7 tRNA genes and 1 rRNA gene are annotated in these 932 nt (G+C 49.0%); all 8 read left to right on the top strand.

Annotated features, from left to right (window positions below):
* Window positions 1-76, top strand: a 5S ribosomal RNA gene (gene rrf, locus TR08_RS34205); the annotation flags it as partial.
* A gap of 10 nt (window positions 77-86) precedes the next feature.
* A tRNA-Val gene (locus tag TR08_RS24075) sits at window positions 87-162 on the top strand.
* Window positions 163-199: 37 nt separating this feature from the next.
* Window positions 200-275: transfer RNA gene (locus tag TR08_RS24070), tRNA-Thr, on the top strand.
* A 165-nt stretch (window positions 276-440) separates the two neighbouring features.
* Window positions 441-516 (top strand) — tRNA-Lys (locus tag TR08_RS24065).
* A 33-nt stretch (window positions 517-549) separates the two neighbouring features.
* Window positions 550-631: transfer RNA gene (locus tag TR08_RS24060), tRNA-Leu, on the top strand.
* Between the two features lie 17 nt (window positions 632-648).
* A tRNA-Gly gene (locus tag TR08_RS24055) sits at window positions 649-723 on the top strand.
* Window positions 724-728: 5 nt separating this feature from the next.
* Window positions 729-817 (top strand) — tRNA-Leu (locus TR08_RS24050).
* A gap of 33 nt (window positions 818-850) precedes the next feature.
* Window positions 851-927, top strand: a tRNA-Arg gene (locus tag TR08_RS24045).
* The last annotated feature ends 5 nt before the right edge of the window (window positions 928-932 follow it).

Raw genomic sequence — 932 nt, 5'->3', positions numbered from 1 at the left:
CGAACACGGAAGTTAAGCTTCTCAGCGCCGATGGTAGTTGGGACTTTGTCCCTGTGAGAGTAGGACGTTGCCAGGCTGTACTATATGGAGGATTAGCTCAGCTGGGAGAGCATCTGCCTTACAAGCAGAGGGTCGGCGGTTCGATCCCGTCATCCTCCACCATTATTTTTTCACAAGGTGAAAATAATTATCAATATGTGCCGGGGTAGCTCAATTGGTAGAGCAACTGACTTGTAATCAGTAGGTTGGGGGTTCAAGTCCTCTCGCCGGCACCATGCTTTTTATTTTTTGTATGAGCCCTTAGCTCAGTTGGTAGAGCAACGAGCAAGACTTCAGTGAGTTTGCTGCGAGTTGTACACGCCGAGTCGCTTCTTGGATAAGCTTTCTGAGGCGGGGACATCTGACGATGTCAATATAAGTTTAGGTAATTACCCTTATTCGAGCCATTAGCTCAGTTGGTAGAGCATCTGACTTTTAATCAGAGGGTCGAAGGTTCGAGTCCTTCATGGCTCACCACTAATTTTGCGATAGCAAAATAATTTTGAATATGCGGGTGTGGCGGAATTGGCAGACGCACCAGACTTAGGATCTGGCGCCGCAAGGCGTGGGGGTTCGACTCCCTTCACCCGCACTTATTTATTTTAATATGCGGAAGTAGTTCAGTGGTAGAACACCACCTTGCCAAGGTGGGGGTCGCGGGTTCGAATCCCGTCTTCCGCTCCAATATTGCCGGGGTGGCGGAACTGGCAGACGCACAGGACTTAAAATCCTGCGGTAGGTGACTACCGTACCGGTTCGATTCCGGTCCTCGGCACCATTTTTATTGATAATACAATATTCTCAAGATTATGCGCCCGTAGCTCAATTGGATAGAGTGTCTGACTACGGATCAGAAGGTTATGGGTTCGACTCCTTTCGGGCGCGCCATATTT

Source organism: Neobacillus niacini (assembly GCF_000759675.1).
In the GTDB taxonomy this organism is placed as follows: Bacteria; Bacillota; Bacilli; order Bacillales; family Cytobacillaceae; genus Neobacillus; species Neobacillus niacini_A.
The sequence above is the reverse complement of the archived record's forward strand: the minus strand, read 5'-3'. Positions and strand labels throughout refer to the sequence as shown.